Origin of the sequence: Streptomyces sp. NPDC088246 (assembly GCF_044741025.1) — a bacterium.
In the GTDB taxonomy this organism is placed as follows: domain Bacteria; phylum Actinomycetota; class Actinomycetes; order Streptomycetales; family Streptomycetaceae; genus Streptomyces.
In genome coordinates this window covers 49,691-68,634 of the sequence record NZ_JBIURV010000020.1, presented here as the reverse complement: position 1 = coordinate 68,634, position 18,944 = coordinate 49,691, and the positions used below count along the sequence as shown (strand labels likewise).

The 18,944-nt window shown below is 70.2% G+C and carries 18 protein-coding genes; 6 read left to right on the top strand and 12 right to left on the bottom strand.

Annotation, left to right across the window (positions count from 1 at the left end):
- Positions 1-66 precede the first annotated feature (66 nt).
- A complete protein-coding gene (locus tag ACIPEK_RS26130) occupies positions 67-669 on the top strand; it encodes a Uma2 family endonuclease (RefSeq protein WP_402000719.1) in 603 nt (200 codons plus the stop codon).
- A gap of 6 nt (positions 670-675) precedes the next feature.
- On the opposite strand, the gene ACIPEK_RS26125 is transcribed toward ACIPEK_RS26130, so the two are convergent.
- Entirely contained in the window at positions 676-1,038 is a 363-nt protein-coding gene (locus ACIPEK_RS26125; protein WP_402000503.1) for a VOC family protein, read from the bottom strand.
- Positions 1,038-1,835 carry a trans-aconitate 2-methyltransferase gene (locus ACIPEK_RS26120; protein ID WP_402000500.1) on the bottom strand — a complete coding sequence of 266 codons (798 nt, stop codon included), beginning with the start codon at positions 1,833-1,835 and terminating at the stop codon, positions 1,038-1,040. The genes ACIPEK_RS26125 and ACIPEK_RS26120 overlap by 1 nt, the downstream gene beginning before the upstream one ends.
- Positions 1,836-1,923: 88 nt before the next feature.
- On the opposite strand from ACIPEK_RS26120, the gene ACIPEK_RS26115 reads away from it, so the two are divergent.
- Positions 1,924-2,421, top strand: a complete 498-nt coding sequence (locus ACIPEK_RS26115; protein ID WP_351257642.1) for a MarR family transcriptional regulator — start codon at positions 1,924-1,926, stop codon at positions 2,419-2,421.
- On the opposite strand, the gene ACIPEK_RS26110 is transcribed toward ACIPEK_RS26115, so the two are convergent.
- Entirely contained in the window at positions 2,380-3,165 is a 786-nt protein-coding gene (locus ACIPEK_RS26110; RefSeq protein WP_402000716.1) for a LuxR C-terminal-related transcriptional regulator, read from the bottom strand. The two genes, ACIPEK_RS26115 and ACIPEK_RS26110, sit on opposite strands and share 42 nt — an antisense overlap.
- Before the next feature lie 276 nt (positions 3,166-3,441).
- Here ACIPEK_RS26110 and ACIPEK_RS26105 point away from each other — a divergent pair, with 276 nt between their 5' ends.
- Positions 3,442-3,885: a GNAT family N-acetyltransferase gene (locus ACIPEK_RS26105; protein WP_402000497.1), complete on the top strand. Its 444-nt coding sequence runs from the start codon at positions 3,442-3,444 to the stop codon at positions 3,883-3,885.
- Here the strand turns inward: ACIPEK_RS26105 and galK are convergent.
- The 3 genes from galK to galT are packed head-to-tail and all read right to left on the bottom strand — an operon-like array spanning position 3,878 to position 7,061.
- Positions 3,878-5,044: a galactokinase gene (galK, locus tag ACIPEK_RS26100; RefSeq protein ID WP_402000495.1), complete on the bottom strand. Its 1,167-nt coding sequence runs from the start codon at positions 5,042-5,044 to the stop codon at positions 3,878-3,880. The two genes, ACIPEK_RS26105 and galK, sit on opposite strands and share 8 nt — an antisense overlap.
- Complete coding sequence (gene galE / locus ACIPEK_RS26095) at positions 5,041-6,021, bottom strand: UDP-glucose 4-epimerase GalE (protein ID WP_383068216.1); 981 nt, start codon at positions 6,019-6,021, stop codon at positions 5,041-5,043. Before galE ends, galK begins: the two co-directional genes overlap by 4 nt.
- A complete protein-coding gene (gene galT / locus ACIPEK_RS26090) occupies positions 6,018-7,061 on the bottom strand; it encodes a galactose-1-phosphate uridylyltransferase (RefSeq protein ID WP_402000492.1) in 1,044 nt (347 codons plus the stop codon). The genes galE and galT overlap by 4 nt, the downstream gene beginning before the upstream one ends.
- A 224-nt stretch (positions 7,062-7,285) precedes the next feature.
- Here galT and ACIPEK_RS26085 point away from each other — a divergent pair, with 224 nt between their 5' ends.
- Both ACIPEK_RS26085 and ACIPEK_RS26080 read left to right on the top strand, forming a co-directional pair.
- The gene (locus tag ACIPEK_RS26085; protein WP_402000489.1) at positions 7,286-8,956 is read left to right on the top strand and encodes a sodium:solute symporter family protein; all 1,671 of its coding nucleotides are present in this window, start codon (positions 7,286-7,288) and stop codon (positions 8,954-8,956) included.
- Positions 8,957-8,971: 15 nt separating this feature from the next.
- The gene (locus ACIPEK_RS26080) at positions 8,972-9,259 is read left to right on the top strand and encodes a hypothetical protein (protein ID WP_402000486.1); all 288 of its coding nucleotides are present in this window, start codon (positions 8,972-8,974) and stop codon (positions 9,257-9,259) included.
- 30 nt (positions 9,260-9,289) lie between these two features.
- On the opposite strand, the gene ACIPEK_RS26075 is transcribed toward ACIPEK_RS26080, so the two are convergent.
- The 4 genes from ACIPEK_RS26075 to ACIPEK_RS26060 form a co-directional block, all read right to left on the bottom strand.
- Positions 9,290-9,985 carry a LuxR C-terminal-related transcriptional regulator gene (locus ACIPEK_RS26075; RefSeq protein ID WP_402000483.1) on the bottom strand — a complete coding sequence of 232 codons (696 nt, stop codon included), beginning with the start codon at positions 9,983-9,985 and terminating at the stop codon, positions 9,290-9,292.
- Positions 9,986-10,278: 293 nt separating this feature from the next.
- The gene (locus ACIPEK_RS26070; protein ID WP_402000480.1) at positions 10,279-12,168 is read right to left on the bottom strand and encodes a PQQ-binding-like beta-propeller repeat protein; all 1,890 of its coding nucleotides are present in this window, start codon (positions 12,166-12,168) and stop codon (positions 10,279-10,281) included.
- Between the two features lie 64 nt (positions 12,169-12,232).
- A complete protein-coding gene (locus ACIPEK_RS26065; protein WP_402000477.1) occupies positions 12,233-14,083 on the bottom strand; it encodes a PQQ-binding-like beta-propeller repeat protein in 1,851 nt (616 codons plus the stop codon).
- Positions 14,084-14,472: 389 nt separating this feature from the next.
- A complete protein-coding gene (locus ACIPEK_RS26060) occupies positions 14,473-16,290 on the bottom strand; it encodes an ABC-F family ATP-binding cassette domain-containing protein (RefSeq protein WP_402000474.1) in 1,818 nt (605 codons plus the stop codon).
- Positions 16,291-16,481: 191 nt separating this feature from the next.
- On the opposite strand from ACIPEK_RS26060, the gene ACIPEK_RS26055 reads away from it, so the two are divergent.
- A complete protein-coding gene (locus tag ACIPEK_RS26055; RefSeq protein WP_383068232.1) occupies positions 16,482-17,114 on the top strand; it encodes a lipoprotein in 633 nt (210 codons plus the stop codon).
- Between the two features lie 31 nt (positions 17,115-17,145).
- Here the strand turns inward: ACIPEK_RS26055 and ACIPEK_RS26050 are convergent, their stop codons facing one another.
- Together ACIPEK_RS26050 and rsmA are read right to left on the bottom strand one after the other, a co-directional pair.
- Positions 17,146-18,039, bottom strand: coding sequence for a 4-(cytidine 5'-diphospho)-2-C-methyl-D-erythritol kinase (locus ACIPEK_RS26050; RefSeq protein WP_402000471.1), 894 nt, complete (start codon positions 18,037-18,039; stop codon positions 17,146-17,148).
- Positions 18,036-18,911 (bottom strand): 16S rRNA (adenine(1518)-N(6)/adenine(1519)-N(6))-dimethyltransferase RsmA, encoded by an 876-nt coding sequence (gene rsmA, locus ACIPEK_RS26045; RefSeq protein WP_114244970.1) that lies wholly within the window; start codon positions 18,909-18,911, stop codon positions 18,036-18,038. Before rsmA ends, ACIPEK_RS26050 begins: the two co-directional genes overlap by 4 nt.
- Between the last annotated feature and the right edge of the window lie 33 nt (positions 18,912-18,944).

Here is an 18,944-nt window from a genome sequence, read left to right as displayed (position 1 = left end):
GACGGGACGGGGAACCGGCCTTTACCGTGGTCCATAGGGCCAAGAATCCCGTCCATGGGAGGAACCATGACCGCCGAGCCGATCACCGCGCACAGCTCCCGCTGGCCGGTGCCGCCCCAGGACGGATACACGGTGGACGACCTGTTCACCTTGCCCGATCTCCCGCCGCACACTGAACTGCTCGACGGGAGCCTGGTTTTTGTGAGTCCGCAACGAGATTTTCACGGCACCGTGATCGATCTGTTGGTGTCCGGGCTACGGCACACAGCGCCCCGGGATGTGAAAATCCGCCGCGAAATGACCGTGGTCCTCGACCGCCGCAACGGCCCCGAGCCCGACATCTCCGTTGTCCGCGCCGAAGCCGTCACCGGACGGGAATTGACCCGCTTCCAGGCCGCCGACGTCCTCCTCGCCGTCGAGGTCGTCTCCCCCGACTCCGAGGCCCGCGACCGCGACGCCAAGCCGCAGAAGTACGCGGCGGCCGGCATCCCGAACTTCTGGCTGGTCGAGATGGCCGGCACCGACCAGCACCCCGTGGTGCGGGTCTATGAACTGGATCCGCTGTCCAAGGCGTACGCGCTGACCGGGATCCACCACGACCGGCTGAAGACGGGTGTTCCGTTCCCGATCGACATCGACATCACGCTGGACGCGCTCGACCGCCTCTGACGCCGGTCACTTCACCGGCTCCAGGAACTCCAGCCGGTTCCCCACCGGGTCGTGGCTGAAGAAGCGCCGGTGCCCCGGCAGTTCGCCGTCCCAGCGCACCTCGGCGCCGCGCTCCTCCAGTCGCGCCGCGAACGCCTCGATGTCCGTGACACGCAGGCCCGGGTGGGCCTTCCTCGCCGGGCGGAAGCCGGGCTCGATGCCCAGGTGGAGCTGGACCGGACCGGCCTGGAACCAGCAGCCGCCGCGGGAGGCGAGTGCCGGGGGCTTGGGCAGCTCCGTCATGCCGAGGGTGTCGATGTAGTAGGTGCGCAGGGCGGGCTCCGAGCCTTCGGGGGCGGCCAGTTGGACGTGGTCGAGGGCGGCGATCATCACGTCTCCTTGCGGGCGACGGCGAAGATGCGGCGGAACGGGAACACCGTGCCGTGCGGGCCCTTGGGGTAGGCGGTGCGGAGCTGGTCGCGGTATTCGGTGAGGAACGCTTCGCGGGCCTCGGGGTCGTCGGCGAGGGCCGTCAGGACGGGGCGCAGGCCGGTGCCCTTCACCCAGTCGAGCACCGGGTCCTCGCCAGGCAGCAGATGCAGATACGTGGTCTCCCAGACGTCGGCCGTGATGCCGGGGGCCGTCAGCGCGTCGAGGTAGGCGGCAGGGCTGAGCACCGCGTCGGCGTGGCGCAGCTCGCCGGCCAGACGGTCGCGCCAGCGCGGGGCCCCGGCGAGTTCCCGCATCAGGACATGGCTGGGCTGGTCGAAGTTGCCGGGGACCTGGAAGGCGAACGTGCCGCCGGGGGTGATCGCGTCCAGCCAGTCCGGGAAGCGGGCGGTGTGGTCCGGGACCCACTGGAGCAGGGCGTTGGAGACGATCAGGTCGTACGGCTCCGCGGGGGTCCAGGTCGCCGCGTCGGCCTCGACGAAGTCCAGGAGGGGGCCGGCGTGCGCCCGGGCCCGCTCCAGCATCTGCGGGGAGTTGTCGTAGCCGGTGATCCGGGCCTTCGGCCAGCGGTCGGCGAGGAGGGCGGTGACGTTTCCCGCTCCGCAGCCGAGGTCGGCGACACGGGGCGCGGGGGCGGCCGGAGGCTCGGCGATGCGGGCCAGGAGGTCGTGGAATGGGCGGGTGCGATGGTCCGCGTGGCGCAGGTACTGCTGCGGATCCCAGGTGGGTGCGGTCATGGAGCAAGGATCACGCGATAAGTATCTTGATGTCAAGACACTCGAATTCAAGAGACTTCATGTCGACAGACCCTCTACACTGATCCACATGGAGGACGAGGTCGACCGACTGGTCGCTGCATGGCGCCGCGAGCGCCCCGACCTCGACGTGGAACCACTCGAGGTACTCAGCCGCGTCTCCCGCCTGGCCCGCCATCTGGACCGGGCCCGCCGGATCGCCTTCTCCGAGCACAATCTGGAACCGTGGGAGTTCGACGTACTCACATCGCTGCGCCGCGCGGGTGATCCTTATCAGCTGTCCCCCGGCCAGCTCCTCACCCAGACCCTGGTCACCTCGGGCACGATGACCAACCGCATCGACCGGCTGACCAAGAAGAACCTCGTCGAGCGGCTCCCCGACCCCAGCGACCGCCGCGGCGTGCTGGTCCGGCTCACCGCCGAGGGGCGCGACAAGGCCGACCAGTCGCTGGCCGGCCTGCTCGCCCAGGAGCGCGCCATCCTGGGCGAGCTCTCCACCCGGCAGCGCGGTGAACTGGCTGGACTGCTACGCCAGTTGACCGCTCCGTTCGACAACATCCCCGGCTAGGGCCGGTTCCGGATCGGCCGGTCCGACACCCGCCCGCCGGGCCAGCGCGACCGCGGCCAGCGTGGAGTGCACGCCGAGCTTCCCCAGCACGTTCTGCATGTGCGTACGCACCGTGTGCGGGGAGAGGTAGAGCCGCTCCGCCACTGCCTTGCGGCCCAGGCCCGCCACCATGCAGCGCAGCACCTCGCGCTCGCGCGGGGTCAGTGACTCGACCAGCTCCTCGCTCTCGGTGCGGTGCTTGCGCGCCGCCGTCAGCTCCCGCAGCACGCCCGTGAGCAGCGCCGGGGGCAGATGTGTCTCGTCGCGCAGCACCCCCCGGATGACCGTAAGCAGCCGTTGCAGCGAGCAGTCCTTGGCGACCCAGCCCGAGGCCCCGGCCTGCAGCGCAAGCGCGGCCCGGAGCGGGTCGTCCCTCTCGGCGAGCACCACCGCATGCACGGAAGGCCGGCGCGAACGGACCCCGGCGACCAGCGAGATGCCGTCCACCGGGCCGTTCTCCCCGCTGCGGGGGACCGGAACGGGTACCCGGTGCTCCCTCGCCGCGGCCAGGGTGCCCAGTTCGGCATCGATCAGCATCACGTCATAGCCTCGCCCCTCGGCGGCCGCCCGCTCCAGACATCGCAGCGCGGCGGGGCCACTGCCCGCCGCCGCCACATCGACGTCCGGCTCGGCCGCGAGCGCCGCTGCGAGCGACTCGGCGAAAATGCGGTGGTCGTCCACCACGAGAACCCGGATACGAACCACAGGCACCCCCAAACTGCCTCTGTTGCTGGACCACCCCCGGCCCGCCGAAGGGACGGAACGGCGCGGGTACGGCCGCCCGGATCGGGGAAATGGACCGCAGTCCCACGGCCGCCGCCGTGTTTCGACTGCAACCCGCCCCGGGCGCCGTACCCGACTGTCTCGTACCCCTGAATCAGCACCGGCCCCCACCGGTGCTGTGCATCAGGGTACGGCCGGGACGCCGGGGCGGAAGGCAATTCGCAGAACTGACAGGCTCTGCTCCGTAGGCTGTGTTACATGTTCCGTCTTGAGACAGAAGTGGACAAAGGGCGGCGCACCCTGCTCAGCCGGCGACTGCGCGACGACAACACAGCCGGCTCCCCTGAGCTCCGCGTGCTGCGCACCGACCCCGCCGGGCAGGAACTCCCCCTGGAAGTGTGGGTACTTGACGAGCTGGGCGCCGTCGCCGGTGGTCTGACCGGCCGCACCTGGGCGTACTGGCTTCATGTGGACCAGCTCTGGGTCGACGCCCGCCACCGCGGCTGCGGCCTCGGCTCACGGCTGCTCGCCGAGGCGGAACGGGTGGCCGGGGCCGACCGGGCCTGCACCCGCTCCCGACTGGAGACCTGGGGTTTCCAGGCTCCGGACTTCTACCGGAAGCGGGGCTACGAGGTGAGCGGGCGGGTCGAGAACTACCCGCCCGGAATCACCGAATTCATCCTGACCAAGAACCTCAGCTGAGGCGTCGGGCACCCGCCGAAGGAACGGCGGGGAAGATCCGCGGCGCCGCGTACCCCGCCGAAGCGAACGCCTCCAGCACGGACTTGGCGACCATGTCCGCCTGCGCCTCGTCCACCAGCACGATCGCCGAGCCGCCGAAGCCGCCGCCGGTCATCCGCGCACCGAGCGCCCCGGCCTCGCCCGACGCCGACACCACCAGGTCCAACTCCGGGCAGGAGACCCGCAGATCGTCGCGGAGCGAGACGTGCCCCGCGTCGAGGACCGGGCCCGCGCCCCGCACATCGCCTGCGTCGAGCAGCGCGATGACCTGCTCCACCCTCTCGTTGTCGCTGACCACATGGCGTACGTAACGCACCACGGACTCGTCGGCCCCGGCCTCGGCCAGGGTGTCCAGGGCCGCGCCGAGACCCTCGTACGGCAGCTCGCGCAGCGTTCGCAGGCCGAGCACGGCGGCCCCCGCCTCGCAGCCTGCCCGCCGCTCGGCGTACGCGCCGTCGCCGAGCGCGTGCTTGACCTGGGTGTCGACGACCAGCAGCCGCAGCCCGTGGGCGGCCAGGTCGAAGGGGACCTGGCGCTGGGAGAGGTCGCGGGTGTCGAGGTACAGCGCGTGGCCCTCGGTGCAGCAGGCGGATGCCATCTGGTCCATGACCCCGCACGGCACGCCGACGAACGCGTTCTCGGCGCGCTGGCCGATGACCGCCAGCTCCGAGGCTGAGAGCCCCAGTTCGAAGAGGTCGTTCAGAGCCAGCGCGGTGACGACCTCGAGGGCCGCGGAGGAGGAGAGCCCGGCGCCGGTGGGAACGGTGGAGGTCAGCTGGATGTCCGCCCCGGTGACCGGGTGACCGGCCTCGCGCAGCGCCCAGACGACTCCGGCCGGGTACGCCGCCCAGCCGTGCCCCTGGTGCGGGGCCAGCTCGTCGACCCGGAGCCGGACGACACCGCCCGGTACGTCGGTCGAGTGGAGCCGCAGCTCGCCGTCGGTGCGGCGGGCGACGGCGGCCCGCGCGGCGTGCGGCAGCGCGAGCGGCATCACGAAACCGTCGTTGAAATCGGTGTATTCGCCGATCAGATTCACTCGGCCGGGTGCCGCCCAGACCCCTTCGGGGGCACTCCCGTACAGCTCGGTGAAGGCGGCGGCCGGCTCACTGTTCCCGGTCATGGGGCGGTGGGCTCCTCTCGGCGGGCGAACGTCCAGGCGTCGGAGACGATTCCGGTCAGGTCCGCGCGCGACGGCGTCCAGCCGAGCCGCTCCCTGGCGGTGGTGGCGGAGGCGACCAGCACGGCGGGGTCACCGGCGCGGCGCGGGGCCGCGGTCTCGGGGACCGGGTGGCCGGTGACCTCACGGACGGTCTCGATGACATCGCGCACCGAGAAGCCGTTGCCGTTGCCGAGGTTGCAGATCAGGTGCTCGCCCTCGGTGGCCGCGTCCAGGGCCAGCAGGTGGGCCTCGGCGAGATCGGCGACATGGATGTAGTCGCGGACGCAGGTGCCGTCGGGGGTCGGGTAGTCGTCGCCGTACACGGAGATCGACTCGCGCTGTCCGAGGGCGACCTGGAGGACCAGTGGGATGAGGTGCGACTCGGGGCTGTGCCGCTCCCCGCAACTGCCGTACGCCCCCGCCACGTTGAAGTAACGCAGCGAGACGGCGGCCAGTCCGTGCGCGGCCGCCTCGCCGGTGATCATGTGGTCGACGGCGAGCTTGGTGGCGCCGTAGGGGTTGGTGGGCGCGGTCGCGTCGGACTCCGTGATGGGGGTGGTGACCGGTTCGCCATAGGTCGCGGCGGTGGAGGAGAAGACCAGGGTCCGCACCCCGGCGTCCCGCATCGCGGCGAGCAGCGCGACGGAGCCCCCGACGTTGTTCACCCAGTACTTCTCCGGGTCCACGACGGACTCGCCGACCTGCGAGTACGCGGCGAAGTGCAGCACCCCGTCGTAGGAGGGGTCCAGCCACTTCGCCGCGTCCTGGATGCGGCCCTCGATGAACTCGGCCCCGGCCGGGACGCCCTCCCGGAACCCGGTCGAGAGGTCGTCGAGGACGGTGACCGCGTGACCGGCCTCCAGCAGATGCTGGGCGACCACGCTGCCGACATAACCCGCGCCACCCGTGACCAGGTACTTCTTCTGGGGCTTGCTCACTCGCTCGCTACCTCTCGCAGTCGCTGGGCCGCGGCCTCCGGCGGCACATCGTTGATGAACACATTCATGCCGGATTCGGAACCCGCGAGGAACTTCAGCTTGCCGGAGGTACGGCGGATGGTGAAAAGCTCCAGATGGAGCCCGAAGTCCTGCCGTCCCGGGACACCGAACGGCGCCTGGTGCCAGGCCGAGATGTACGGGGTCGGCGGCTCGCCGGGTCCGAAGATCCGGTCGAATCGTCTCAAGAGTTCCAGATAGATCTGTGGGAACTCTGTGCGCGTGGCCTCGTCGAGTTCCCTCAGATCGGGGACGCGGTGGCGGGGGTGGAGGTGGACCTCGTACGGCCAGTGTGCCGCGTACGGCACGAAGGCGACCCAGTGCTCGCCACTGATGACGATCCGCGAGCCGTCCTTCTCCTCGCGGGCCACGACGTCGTCGAAGAGGTTGCGGCCGGTCTCGGCGCGGTGGGTCTCCATCGAACGGAGCATCAGCTCGGTGCGCGGGGTGACGAAGGGGTAGCCGTAGATCTGCCCGTGCGGATGGCCGAGCGTGACGCCGATCTCGGCGCCCCGGTTCTCGAAGCAGAACACCTGCTTGACCTGCGGCAGCTCGGCGAGTTCGGCGGTGCGGTCGGTCCATGCCGCGAGGACCAGGGCGGCATGGTCCTCGGTGAGGTCGGCGAACGACGCGTCGTGGTCGGAGGTGAAGCAGACGACCTCGCAGCGGCCGGAGTCACCGGCGAGCGAGGGGAAGCGGTTCTCGAAGACGGCGACGTCGTAGTCCGCCTCGGGGATCTCGCTCAGCCGGCCGTCCCGCGAGGGGCAGAGCGGGCACTCGTCGGCCGGCGGGTGGTAGATGCGGCCCTGGCGGTGCGAGGCGATGGCGACGCTGTCACCCAGGAACGGGTCACGGCGGATCTCGGACGAGGTCGAGACGGCGTCGAGGGGCCGGCGGTCGACGGCGTCGCGCACGACATCGTCACGACCGTCGTAGTAGAGCAGCTCCCGGCCGTCGGCAAGCGCCGTAACCGTCTTCTTCACCAGGTTCCTCCAAACATAATCAAACACAATGAACCACAAGTCAACAGACGCGTCAATGGCGCCGACGGGGCGCGTGTGAGCAGGATCTCCAGCACTTCCTGCCTGGACTTACCGGCCAGACGATCACAATCAAACAAAGATCACCAGGAAAGGTGTTCAGTTTTTGAACACAAGAGCGTAGTTTCCTTCGAGTTCAGTTCGCGCAACGAAGCGAGTACCCCCACATGCACTACCTGGCCGAAGGGCTTCGGCTCCCCACGAACGGGCTCGACTACACGATCCTGGCGATCTACTTCGTCGTCGTCCTCGGCATAGGTTTTGCCGCACGGGCGAGCGTGAAGACGAGCCTCGACTTCTTTCTCTCCGGGCGGTCACTCCCCGCCTGGGTGACCGGGCTCGCCTTCGTCGCGGCCAACCTCGGTGCCACCGAGATCCTCGGCATGGCAGCGACCGGCGCGCAGTACGGTGTCGCGGTCGTGCACTGGTACTGGATCGGTGCCATCCCGGCCATGGTCTTCCTGGGCCTGGTGATGATGCCGTTCTACTACCGGTCGAAGGTCCGGTCCGTACCGGAGTTCCTGCTCCAGCGCTTCGACAAGTCGGCGCACCTGCTGAGCTCCGTGCTCTTCGCCTTCGCGGCGATCCTGATCGCGGGCGTCAACCTCTACGCGCTGTCGATCGTCGTCGAGGCGCTGCTCGGCTGGCCGCAGTGGGTCGCCATCGTGGTCGCGGGCCTCTTCGTCCTGATCTACATCACCATCGGCGGTCTCTCCTCGGCGATCTACAACGAGGTGCTGCAGTTCTTCGTCATCCTCGCCGCGCTGATCCCGCTGACCCTGCTGGGTCTCAAGCGCGTCGGCGGCTGGGACGGCCTGACCGGTTCGCTGGAGAAGAGCCACGGCTCCGACTTCCTCTCCGCCTGGGGCGGCACCGGCATCGGTGACGCCAACCCGCTCGGCGCCAACTGGCTGACGATCATCCTCGGCCTCGGTTTCGTGCTCTCCTTCGGCTACTGGACGACCAACTTCGCCGAGGTGCAGCGCGCCCTGTCCGCGAAGAACCTCTCCGCCGCCCAGCGCACCCCGCTGATCGCCGCGTTCCCGAAGATCTTCATCGTCTTCCTGGTGATGATCCCGGGCCTGGTGGCCGCCGTTCTCGTACCGAAGATCGGTACCCCCGGCTCCGACCTGACCTACAACGACGCGATCCCGCTGCTGATGCAGGAGCTGCTGCCCAACGGTGTGCTCGGCATCGCGGTGACCGGTCTGCTGGCCGCGTTCATGGCCGGCATGGCGGCGAACGTGTCGTCGTTCAACACGGTGTTCACGACCGACATCTGGGCGCGGTACGTGAAGAAGGACCAGTCGGACGCGTACTACCTGCGCTTCGGCCGGCTGATCACGGCGATCGGGGTGCTGGCCTCCATCGGCACGGCCTTCATCGCCGCCAGCTTCTCCAACATCATGAGCTACCTCCAGACGCTGTTCTCCTTCTTCAACGTCCCGATGTTCGTGGTCTTCATCATCGGCATGTTCTGGAAGCGGGCCTCGATGAAGTCCGGTGTCTGGGGTCTGGTCGCGGGCACCACCGCCGCGATGGTCAACTACTTCGTGATCTACAAGCAGGGGATCATCGACATCCCCACCGACCAGGGCGCCAACTTCGTCTCCGCGATCGTCGGTTTTGTCGCCGGCGCGGTGGTCATGGTCGCCGTCACGCTCTTCACGGCCCCGAAGCCCGAGGCCGAACTGGCCGGTCTGGTCTACGGAACCGAGTCCCCGGACGCCGAGGAGGCACCGGCCGAGGGCGACAGCGCCTGGTACCGCAAGCCGGCCCTGCTGGGCTGGGGCGCGATCGTCCTCGCCGCCCTGTGCTACGTCCCCTACTCGTTCTGATCGGAGGAACCCACCATGTCCGACCTGCACAAGGAAGTCTCCGAACTGGAGCAGAAGTCCGCGACCGCGGCCCGTCTCTTCGACATCCGGCGGATCATCGGCGGCCTCTTCGTGGTCTACGGCGTGATCGTCACCATCGCCGGGATCAACCCGTCCGACGCGGACCTGAAGAAGGCCCAGGGCGTCCACATCAACCTGTGGACCGGCCTGGCCATGCTGGTCCTCGGGCTGTTCTTCCTGGCCTGGCTGAAGCTGCGCCCGGCGCAGACGCCGGCCGACGGCCCGGAGCCGGCGGACGGCTGACGTACCGCCTTCAGCGGGGGCCCGGCGGCATCACCCGATGCCGCCGGGCCCCTGCCCGTCCAGCGGCACCGCCCGGTCCAGCAGCCCCGTGCGGGCCGCGAGTGCCGCGGCCTCCAGCCGGGAGCCCACGCCCAGCTTCATCAGCACCCGCTGCACATGCGTGCGCGCGGTGCTCGACGCGATCCGCATCCCGGCCGCGATCAGCCGGGTGTCCTGCCCCTCGGCGACCCGCACCAGGACCTCGATCTCGCGCGGGGTCAGCAGCTCCAGCAGCCGCTGCCCCTCGTCGTCCGGCGCCGCGGCCGGGTTGAGCAGCTCGGCGAAGGCGCCCTGGAGCAGCTGCGGCGCCACCGCGGCCTCACCGGCGCGCGCCTTGACCATCGCCCGCTCGACGCCCTCCATGCGCTCGTCGTGGCGGACGTATCCCGCGGCGCCCGCCGCGAACGCCGCCGCGATCCCACGCGGGCTGGGCACCGGACCGAGCACCACCACGGCCACCTGCGGGCGCTCGCGCCGGATCCGTACGATCGGGTCGAAGGCGCCGGGCTCGGCGGGCGCCGCAGTGCCGAACAGGCAGACGTCCGGGGCCCTGCTGACCACCAGTTCCGCCGCCCCCGTGGTCGGCGCGGCCGCCGCGAGCACCCGGTGGCCCCGCAGTTTCAGCGCCGAGGCCAGCGCCTCGGCGAGCAGTCGGTGATCGTCGACCACCATGAGCCGCACGCCCATCGAGCACACCCCCGTAACACCGGCGCCAGGCCCCCCGGCCCGCCCTGACCCGGCAAGCTACACGCTTGTTCGACGTTACGGGCGTCTTACCGGCCAAAAGGCTTGAGATGGCCAACTCGGGTGCTTTCAAGATCAGTTGACAGTCCGCCATGTTCGCCCGGGCGTCGTTTCGATGCACCTGCCGACCATTACCGTCCGACGACGGCAGCGTCCGGGCCGTCCGGTGTGCGCGGGGGTGGAACCGATGGACGAGCGCCACCCCCGCGCATACGGCGGGCAGTTACTCCCTGCTTTTACTCCCTGCTGAAGCCGACCGCCAGGCGGCGACCATCGTCCAGGGACCCATGGCGCTTGCTCACCGTGGTGCTGGCCAGGTACAAGTGCCCGTCGTCGTAGAGGAATTCGGAGTAGTCCGGCGTGAAGCTGGCCTCCGCCAGGCGGACGGACCGGTCGCTCGGGTTCTCCATCAGCACCGTCTGCTTGAACGTGGCGCCGTCGATGGAGACGACCTGGCCGCCCTTGTCGTACGGGGGCACCCGGTACGCGATGATGTTGCCGCCGTCCATGCGGATCGGAAACATCGTGTAGCGCTCACCCGCGTCGGCCCGGTCGCTGGTCGGCTTGCCGGTCGTGAGGTCGAAGGAGACGATCTCGTTGGTGTCGCCGTACTCGCCGGTGCCCTCGTGGTCCTCGGTCGGCACGTAGATGCGGTTGTTGCCGACGGCCAGCTGGCTGCAGCTCTCGACCTCGGTGGATTCGCAGCGCGCGGCGTACTTCTCGCCGTCCGCCGCGATCCTGGTGAGCAGCTTGCCGGTGGAGGCGTCGATCGAGAAGAAGTCCGAGATGCCACTGCCGTCACCGGCGGTGTCGCCGACGTCGGCCGCGACGACCAGCGGCTTGGTGGAGACGATGCTCGCGTAGTCGACACCGGGCGGCATCTTGTAGGAGGAGAGCGGGGCGCCGGTGGTCGGGTTCAGCGCCTGGACGACGAGCTGCGGGTCGTCGTACGTACCGCAGCTGCGGACGACGGCGAGCGCCTCGCCACCGGCGTAGCCCGCGTCGTAGCAGCCGTCGGCGGAGACCTTGGGCTTCCAGCGCTCGGCGCCGGTGTTCAGGTCGAACGCCGCGCCGCCCTCGGTGCCGGCCGCGGCGACCGTGGTGCCGCTGAGCGTGACCTCGCGGTACCTGAGCGGCTCGTCACCGCTGGTGGCGGCGGTCACCGACTTGCTCCACATCAGCTTGCCGGTGTTCAGGTCGATCGCACCGATCTGGTTGCACGGCTGGTACTTCCTGGCCTTGGTCGGCTTGGCCTCCTCGAAGGCGATGGCCGTCTTGTAGTCCTTGGACATGTGCCGGGAGGCGGCGCAGACCTGGCCCGCCAGCGGGATGGACCACAGCTTGGTGCCCTTGGCCAGGTCGTAGCCGACGATCTCGTTCAGGCCGGTCTTCACGTACGCCTTGTCGGTCAGCCAGGAACCGGCGACCTTGGTGACGTCGTCGACCTTCGGCAAGGGCAACTGGAAGGCGACCTTGGACTTGGGGTCGGCCGGTGCCTTCTCCTTGCCGCCGCCACCGACCGCGCCGCCCTGGCCGCCGCCCTCGCCCTCGGTGGTGCCGCCGCTGGACTGGGACGCCTTGCCCTTCTTGCCGTCGTCACCGCCGCTGGAGGAGAACCAGATGCCCGTGGCGACTATCAGCACGACGGCGACCGACGCGGCGACGATGATCTGCATCCGGGTGGTGAACTTCTTGCCCCCGTTCCCGTTCTGCTGCGGCGGGTACGGCTGCTGCATCGGGGTGGTCGGGTAGCCGTACCCCTGCTGCGGCGGCTGGCCGGGCGGCAGGCCCTGCGGGAATCCGTAACCCTGCTGCGGCTGGCCGGGCACGGGCGACTGCGGGTAGCCGTAACCGGGCTGCGGGGGCTGACCCTGCGGGTAGCCGTAACCGGGCTGCGGGGGCTGACCCTGCGGATAGCCGTAACCCGGACCCGGCTGCTGCGGCGGGCCCGCGGGCGGCGGGGTCTGCGGGGCGCCGAATCCGCCCGCGGGCGGGGTGGCCGGCTGCTTGCCGAACGGGTCGGCGGGCGGCGGTATCGGCGCGCCGAACCCACCCGGCGGGGGGTCCTGCGGGGCACCGAATCCGCCCTGGGGCGGATCGTTGGGCGGCTGGGGGGGCTGCGTCATGGCGTACGTACCTCTGGGGAAAGGGAGTTGGTGGGTCGGGGCCGTCGAAAGCCTTGGTGAGCCGTCAGTTACCGAAGGCCATCATGGTCTTCATCTCCAGCTCTTCCTTGTCGTTGCTCGCGCTGATCCGTCCGCTCGCGACGAAGGAACGGCCGTCCGCGTAGACGATCTTCGAGTTGTAGAAGAAGCTCTCGATCTGGGCCGTCGACACCGGGTGCCGCAGCACCATCTGCGGCGTGCCACCGGTCGGTGCGAGGGTGGCGATCCCGCCGCCCTTGTTGTACCCGGCCCTCACGTAGAGCAGCACATTGCCGCCCTCCATGCGCAGTGGCTTCACCGTGCGCCCGGCCGGAGCCGCGGCCTTCCACTTGGACCGGCCGGTGTTCAGGTTGAACGCCACGACCTTGTTCGTATCGGTGATGCCGCTGGAGTCCGGCGCGGTCGACATGTAGAACGTGTTGGCGTCGGCGGCGACGCCGGCGCAACCGTCCAGGGAGTTGCCGAAGATGGCGAAAACGTTGCCGCAGTCCGTCGCGAACTTGTCGCCCTTGTCACTGACGAGTCCGGAGCGGAGCGAGCCGTTCTCCTTGAGGGAGAGGACGCTCCACTCCTTGTCCTTCTTCAGGGAGGTCACCAGCGGGCTCACCGAGTAGACCCGGTCGATCTCCCATCCGCGCTTGGGCCGGTACGTCCACCGGGGCTTCCCCGTGACCGGGTCGAGCTCCTGGATCTGATGCTGGGGATTGCCGACGTCATCGGTGTGGCAGCTGGAGGCGGCGATCAGCTTGGGGCCGCCCGCGAAGGCGAACGGCTGGCAGTCGCCGGGCTGGTTGCCGAACAGCTCCTTGCCGTCACTGACCCGGAAGGCGTTGGAGTTGCCGGTGCGCCCGACCGCCACGGTGTCGCCGCTGATGGCCAGCGAGATGTTCGCCATCAGGTCCCAGACGCCGTTCTGTTTGATCGACTTCTTCCAGCCGGCCTTGCCGGTGTTGAGGTCGATCATCTGGAGGTCCGCGCAGTCCGCCTTGTCGGTGGTGCCGTTCTCGACCCCGATGACGATCTTGCCGTCGGTGGTGGGCTGCGAGGGCGCCGCGCACAGGTCGGCGGGCAGCTTCAGCGTCCACTTCTGCTTGCCGTCGGCCACGGAGTAGCCGGAGATGGCACGGTACATGCCCTTGACGACGGTGTCACCGACGACCCAGGGGCCGTACACGTCCGAGCCGTTGCCCGGCAGGTCGATGTCGTTCTTCTGCAGCCAGAGAACCTTCGCCTCGCCCTCCTTGCGCCCGGCGTTGAGGTCGTCATCGACCTCGCGGCCGTCGCCGTTGCCGTTGCCCTCGTTCACGGAGGGCGAGCTGCTCGGCTTGGCGTCGCCGCTCTTCTCCGCGACGGGCTTCTTGTCGCCGTCGCTCCCGCTCGTGGCGATGTAGATGCCGCTACCGATCACCAGGAGCGCGACGGCCGCGGCGCCGATTATCAACGCGGGCTTGCGCTTGGGGGAGTTGCCGCCGCCCTGGCCAACGGGGCCGCCGGAGGCCGGTGCGCCGGGGTACTGCTGCTGCGGGTAGCCGTAACCGGGCTGTGCCGGCTGACCGTACGGACCGGGCTGCTGGTTGTACGGACCGGGCTGCTGCCCGTATGGACCCGGCTGCTGGTTGTACGGACCGGGCTGCTGGGCATACGGGCCCGGCTGCTGGTTGTACGGGCCGGGCTGCTGGGGGTAGCCGTAACCGGGGGCCTGGCCCGGCGCCTGACCGGGCGTCTGCGGGTAGCCGTTGCCGGGCGGCGCCTGGGGCGGCTGCGCGGGCGGCGGGGTCTGCGGCGGACCCTGCGGCGGCTGAGGACTCCCCTGCGGCGGCTCCTGCGGTGCGCCGAAGCCTCCCTGCGGCGGTTGCTGGCTGGGCGGCTGGGTCATCAGCACGTCCCCCTTCGTGCGGTCCGGTGCCCGTTCCGGTCTCCCCCGCGATTCCGCAGGGCTCGAAGAGTCCGACAAGACCCCCTGAACTCTCCGGAAAGGAGCGAATCGGGCATGGATCCCGCGGCGTTACGACAGTCGAGCGGGGCTTCTTTGTACCACCCGCAACACCTCGGACACCGGGCCGGTCCACCCCCTGTTCCCAAGGGAGAACCGGCCCGTGATGCCCTCGTTACGCCTCGGTCCGTCAGCTGCCGAAGCCCGCCATCGACTTCATCGACTTCTCGTCCTCGTCGTCGATCCCGCTGATCCTCGCGTGCATGAGGAAGCAACGCCCGTTCTGACAGGACTCACCGGTCGCACCGCAGGCACCGAAGGCACCGCAGTGATCAGGCGTCCTCGGCCAGTTCCAGCCAGCGCATCTCCAACTCATCGCGCTCAGCGACCAGTTCGCGCAGCTCCGCGTCCAGCTTCGCCACCTTCTCGAAGTCCGTGGCGTTTTCCGCGATCTGTGCGTGCAGCGCGGTCTCCCGCGTCGACATCTTGTCGAGCTGCCGCTCCACCTTCTGCAGTTCCTTCTTCGCCGCACGTGCAGCCTGCGGAGAGACGCTCGCGGCCGACGCGGCCTTCTCCTTCGCCGCCGCGGGTGCGGCGGAGGGGGTGGCCGCCTCCTCCATCCGCTGCCTGCGCTCCAGGTACTCGTCGATCCCGCGCGGCAGCATCCGCAGCGCGCGGTCGCCGAGCAGCGCCATCACCCGGTCCGTGGTCCGCTCGATGAAGAACCGGTCGTGAGAGATCACGATCATCGACCCGGGCCAGCCGTCGAGGAGGTCCTCCAGCTGGGTCAGGGTCTCGATGTCGAGGTCGTTGGTGGGCTCGTCGAGGAAGAGGACGTTCGGCTCGTCCATCAGCAGGCGCAGGATCTGGAGCCGGCGCCGCTCGCCACCCGAGAGATCACCGACCGGGGTCCACTGCTTCTCCTTCGAGAAGCCGAACTGCTCGCAGAGCTGGCCCGCGGTCATCTCCCGGCCCTTGCCCAGGTCGACCCGGTCCCGTACCTGCTGCACCGCTTCGAGGACCCGCAGGTTCGGGTTGAGCTCGTGGACCTCCTGGGAGAGGTAGGCAAGCCTGACGGTCTTGCCGACGACGACCTTCCCGGCGGCGGGCTGGGTGTCGCCCTGCGTACGGGCCGCCTCGGCGAGCGCCCGCAGCAGCGAGGTCTTGCCCGCGCCGTTGACCCCGACCAGCCCGATCCGGTCGCCGGGGCCGAGCTGCCAGGTGAGGTGGGTGAGCAGCGTCTTGGGGCCTGCCTGGACGGTCACGTCCTCCAGGTCGAAGACGGTCTTGCCGAGCCGGGCGTTGGCGAACTTCATCAGCTCGCTGGTGTCGCGCGGCGGCGGCACATCGGCGATCAGTTCATTGGCCGCCTCGATGCGGTAGCGCGGCTTGGAGGTACGGGCAGGGGCGCCGCGGCGCAGCCAGGCCAGCTCCTTGCGCATCAGGTTCTGCCGCTTGGACTCCTCGGTCGCGGCGATGCGCTCCCGCTCGGCCCGCGCGAAGACGTAGTCGCTGTAGCCGCCCTCGTACTCATGGACCGTGCCGCGCTGGACGTCCCACATGCGCGTACAGACCTGGTCGAGGAACCAGCGGTCGTGGGTGACGCAGACGAGCGCCGAGCGGCGTGCCCGCAGATGGCCGGCCAGCCAGGAGATGCCTTCGACGTCGAGGTGGTTGGTCGGCTCGTCGAGGACGATCAGGTCCTGCTCGGCGATGAGCAGCTTTGCCAGCGCGATCCGGCGCCGCTCGCCGCCGGAGAGCGGGGCGATGACGGTGTCCAGGCCGTGCTCGAAGCCCGGCAGGGCGAGCCCGCCGAAGAGTCCGGTGAGCACATCGCGGATCTTTGCGCTGCCCGCCCACTCGTGGTCGGCGAGGTCGCCGATCACCTCGTGGCGGATGGTCGCCTCGGGGTCGAGCGAGTCGTGCTGGGTGAGGACGCCGAGGCGCAGCCCGCCGCTGTGGGTGACGCGGCCGCTGTCCGCCTCCTCCAGCCTGGCGAGCATCCGGATGAGGGTCGTCTTGCCGTCGCCGTTACGGCCCACGACACCGATCCGGTCCCCCTCGGACACACCGAGGGACACACCATCGAGCAGGGCACGGGTGCCGTACACCTTGCTGACCTGCTCGACATTGACCAGATTGACGGCCATTTCACTCCTGCCTGGGGGATCGATCGACGTCCCAGGGTAGTCGGCTCGCGGCTGCGATAGCGTGCGGCAATCGATCAAGGGGCGGGGGCCCGGTCGGAAGATCTTCGAACATCTCAGGGGTGGGGACTTCAGTGGGGACTTCGACGGTGCGTGACACCGCGCGGAATGCCGTCCGTGGGCCGGTGCGGGGCATGGTTCCGGCGGCACTGCTGGCGGCGCTTGTGCTGGCGGGCTGTTCATCGGCGCCGCAGGATGCGGGGGCCGGCGCCGAGAAGCCGGCCGGCGGGAAGCCGTCGCAGAAGGCCGGGGCGGCCGGGAAGACCGCCGTCAAGGGAGGCACGGTCGGCGGCTCCGGCTCGGCCTGCCCGCTGCCCGTGACCTTCGACCTCGCGGCATCGTGGAAGCCGAAGGCCGTCGACGTCGATCCGGACTCCGAGCTCGGGGCCGCGCTCGGCGTGCAGGGCCAGGTCACCATGGTCTGCGAGATCGACGCGAAGCCGGCGGGGAACATCGGTTATCTGCGGGTGTGGCAGGGCAAGAAGTCCGACCGCACCCCGCGTCGGGTCCTGGAGGCGTTCATCGCCGACGAGGACGGCGCCGGAAAGGTCACGTACACCGATACCAGGGCTGGTGACCTGGCTGCGGCCGAGGTCGGCTACACGGTCAGGAGCGAACTGCTGGACGAGCTCAAGAAGGAGCGGGCCTTCGCCGTCGCCACCCCGGACGGGCCGGTCGTGGTCCATCTGGGCGGGATGGACTCCGAGGAGCACGAGGCGATGCTCCCGGCGTACGAGCTGGCGAAGAAGAGCGTGCGGCTCGGCTGACCGGGCGGCGGTGCCGCCCGGCCGGCCCGGCTCACAGGACCGTGGCGCCCGGCGCCGGGGACACCGCGGCCCGTGCGTTCCTGCACGTCCCCGACGTGATCAGCGCCTCGGCCACCTTCCGCGCCGACTCCGCATCCGCCACCAGGAACGCGGTGGTCGGCCCGGAGCCCGAGACCAGGGCGGCCAGGGCGCCGGCCTCGGTGCCCGCGGCGATGGTGTCGGCGAGGGAGGGGCGCAGGGAGAGCGCGGCGGGCTGGAGGTCGTTGCTCAGGGCGCCCGCGAGAGCCGTGGCGTCACCGGTCCGCAACGCTTCCAGGAGCGCGGCGGACGCGGCGGGATCCGGGACGTCCGTACCGGCCGTGAGCCGGTCGAACTCGCCGTAGACGGCCGGGGTGGAGAGCCCGCCGTCGGCGACCGCGAAGACCCAGTGGAAGGTTCCGCCGACGTCGATCGCGGTCAGCTGCTCGCCGCGTCCGACGCCGAGAGCCGCGCCGCCGACCAGGCTGAACGGCACGTCACTGCCCAGCTCCGCGCAGATGGCGAGGAGCTCCTCCCGGCCGGCACCGGTGGACCAGAGGGTGTCGCAGGCCAGCAGGGCGGCCGCACCGTCGGCGCTGCCGCCCGCCATGCCGCCCGCGACGGGGATGTCCTTGGCGATGTGGATGTGCACATCGGGTGCGAGGCCGTGCCGCTCGGCCAGTGCGATCGCGGCGCGGGCGGCGAGGTTCGTCGCGTCCAGCGGGACCTCGGCGGCGTCCGGGCCCGAGCAGGTGATGCGCAGTTCCTCGGCGGGGGTGACGGTGACCTCGTCGTACAGGCCGACGGCGAGGAAGACATTGGCCAGGTCGTGGAAGCCGTCGGGGCGCGCGGCGCCGACCGCGAGCTGGACGTTGACCTTGGCGGGTACGCGGACGGTGACGCTCACTCGCCACTCCCGGAAGGCTTGTTCTCGGCAATGGCGGCGAACTCCTCGACCGTCAGCGCCTCGCCGCGGGCCTGCGGCGAGATCCCGGCCGCGACCAGGGCCGCTTCCGCGGCGGGCGCGGAGCCCGCCCAGCCTGCCAGGGCCGCCCGCAGCGTCTTGCGGCGCTGGGCGAAGGCCGCGTCGACGACCGCGAAGACCTCGGTCCTGCTCGCGCTCGTCGTGATCGGCTCGGTACGCCGGACCAGCGAGACCAGGCCGGAGTCGACGTTCGGGGCGGGCCAGAAGACATTGCGGCCGATGGACCCGGCACGCTTGACGTCCGCGTACCAGTTGGCCTTCACCGACGGCACGCCGTAGACCTTGTTGCCCGGCCTGGCGGCCAGCCGGTCGGCGACCTCGGCCTGGACCATGACGAGGGTCCGCTCGATGGACGGGAAGCGCTCCAGCATGGTCAGCAGGACCGGCACGGCGACGTTGTACGGAAGGTTCGCGACCAGCGCGGTCGGCGCCGGGCCCGGCAGCTCCCGGACCAGCATCGCGTCGGAGTGCACCAGGGCGAACCGGTCGGCGCGCCCCGGCATCCGGGCGGCGACCGTGGCCGGCAGGGCGCCTGCCAGCACGTCGTCGATCTCGACGGCGACGACCCGGTCCGCCGCCTCCAGCAGCGCCAAGGTCAACGAGCCGAGCCCCGGACCGACCTCGACGACGACGTCGTCCGGGCGGACTTCCGCCGTCCGCACGATCCTGCGGACCGTATTGGCGTCGATGACGAAGTTCTGACCGCGCTGCTTGGTCGGGCGTACGCCCAGCTTGGCGGCCAGCTCGCGGATGTCTGCGGGGCCCAGGAGGGCATCGGGCTCAGTGGTGCTCACCCGGTAAGCCTACGGCCGCGGCGCGGCCGGGGG

Excerpts from the sequence above, each read along its gene's own strand:
- ACIPEK_RS26130 (WP_402000719.1), top strand. The coding sequence starts at position 67 with ATGACCGCCGAGCCGATCACCGCGCACAGCTCCCGCTGGCCGGTGCCG.
- ACIPEK_RS26125 (WP_402000503.1), bottom strand. The coding sequence starts at position 1,038 with ATGATCGCCGCCCTCGACCACGTCCAACTGGCCGCCCCCGAAGGCTCG.
- ACIPEK_RS26120 (WP_402000500.1), bottom strand. The coding sequence starts at position 1,835 with ATGACCGCACCCACCTGGGATCCGCAGCAGTACCTGCGCCACGCGGAC.
- ACIPEK_RS26115 (WP_351257642.1), top strand. The coding sequence starts at position 1,924 with ATGGAGGACGAGGTCGACCGACTGGTCGCTGCATGGCGCCGCGAGCGC.
- ACIPEK_RS26105 (WP_402000497.1), top strand. The coding sequence starts at position 3,442 with ATGTTCCGTCTTGAGACAGAAGTGGACAAAGGGCGGCGCACCCTGCTC.
- galK (WP_402000495.1), bottom strand. The coding sequence starts at position 5,044 with ATGACCGGGAACAGTGAGCCGGCCGCCGCCTTCACCGAGCTGTACGGG.
- ACIPEK_RS26085 (WP_402000489.1), top strand. The coding sequence starts at position 7,286 with ATGCACTACCTGGCCGAAGGGCTTCGGCTCCCCACGAACGGGCTCGAC.
- ACIPEK_RS26080 (WP_402000486.1), top strand. The coding sequence starts at position 8,972 with ATGTCCGACCTGCACAAGGAAGTCTCCGAACTGGAGCAGAAGTCCGCG.
- ACIPEK_RS26075 (WP_402000483.1), bottom strand. The coding sequence starts at position 9,985 with ATGGGCGTGCGGCTCATGGTGGTCGACGATCACCGACTGCTCGCCGAG.
- ACIPEK_RS26070 (WP_402000480.1), bottom strand. The coding sequence starts at position 12,168 with ATGACGCAGCCCCCCCAGCCGCCCAACGATCCGCCCCAGGGCGGATTC.
- ACIPEK_RS26065 (WP_402000477.1), bottom strand. The coding sequence starts at position 14,083 with ATGACCCAGCCGCCCAGCCAGCAACCGCCGCAGGGAGGCTTCGGCGCA.
- ACIPEK_RS26060 (WP_402000474.1), bottom strand. The coding sequence starts at position 16,290 with ATGGCCGTCAATCTGGTCAATGTCGAGCAGGTCAGCAAGGTGTACGGC.
- ACIPEK_RS26055 (WP_383068232.1), top strand. The coding sequence starts at position 16,482 with ATGGTTCCGGCGGCACTGCTGGCGGCGCTTGTGCTGGCGGGCTGTTCA.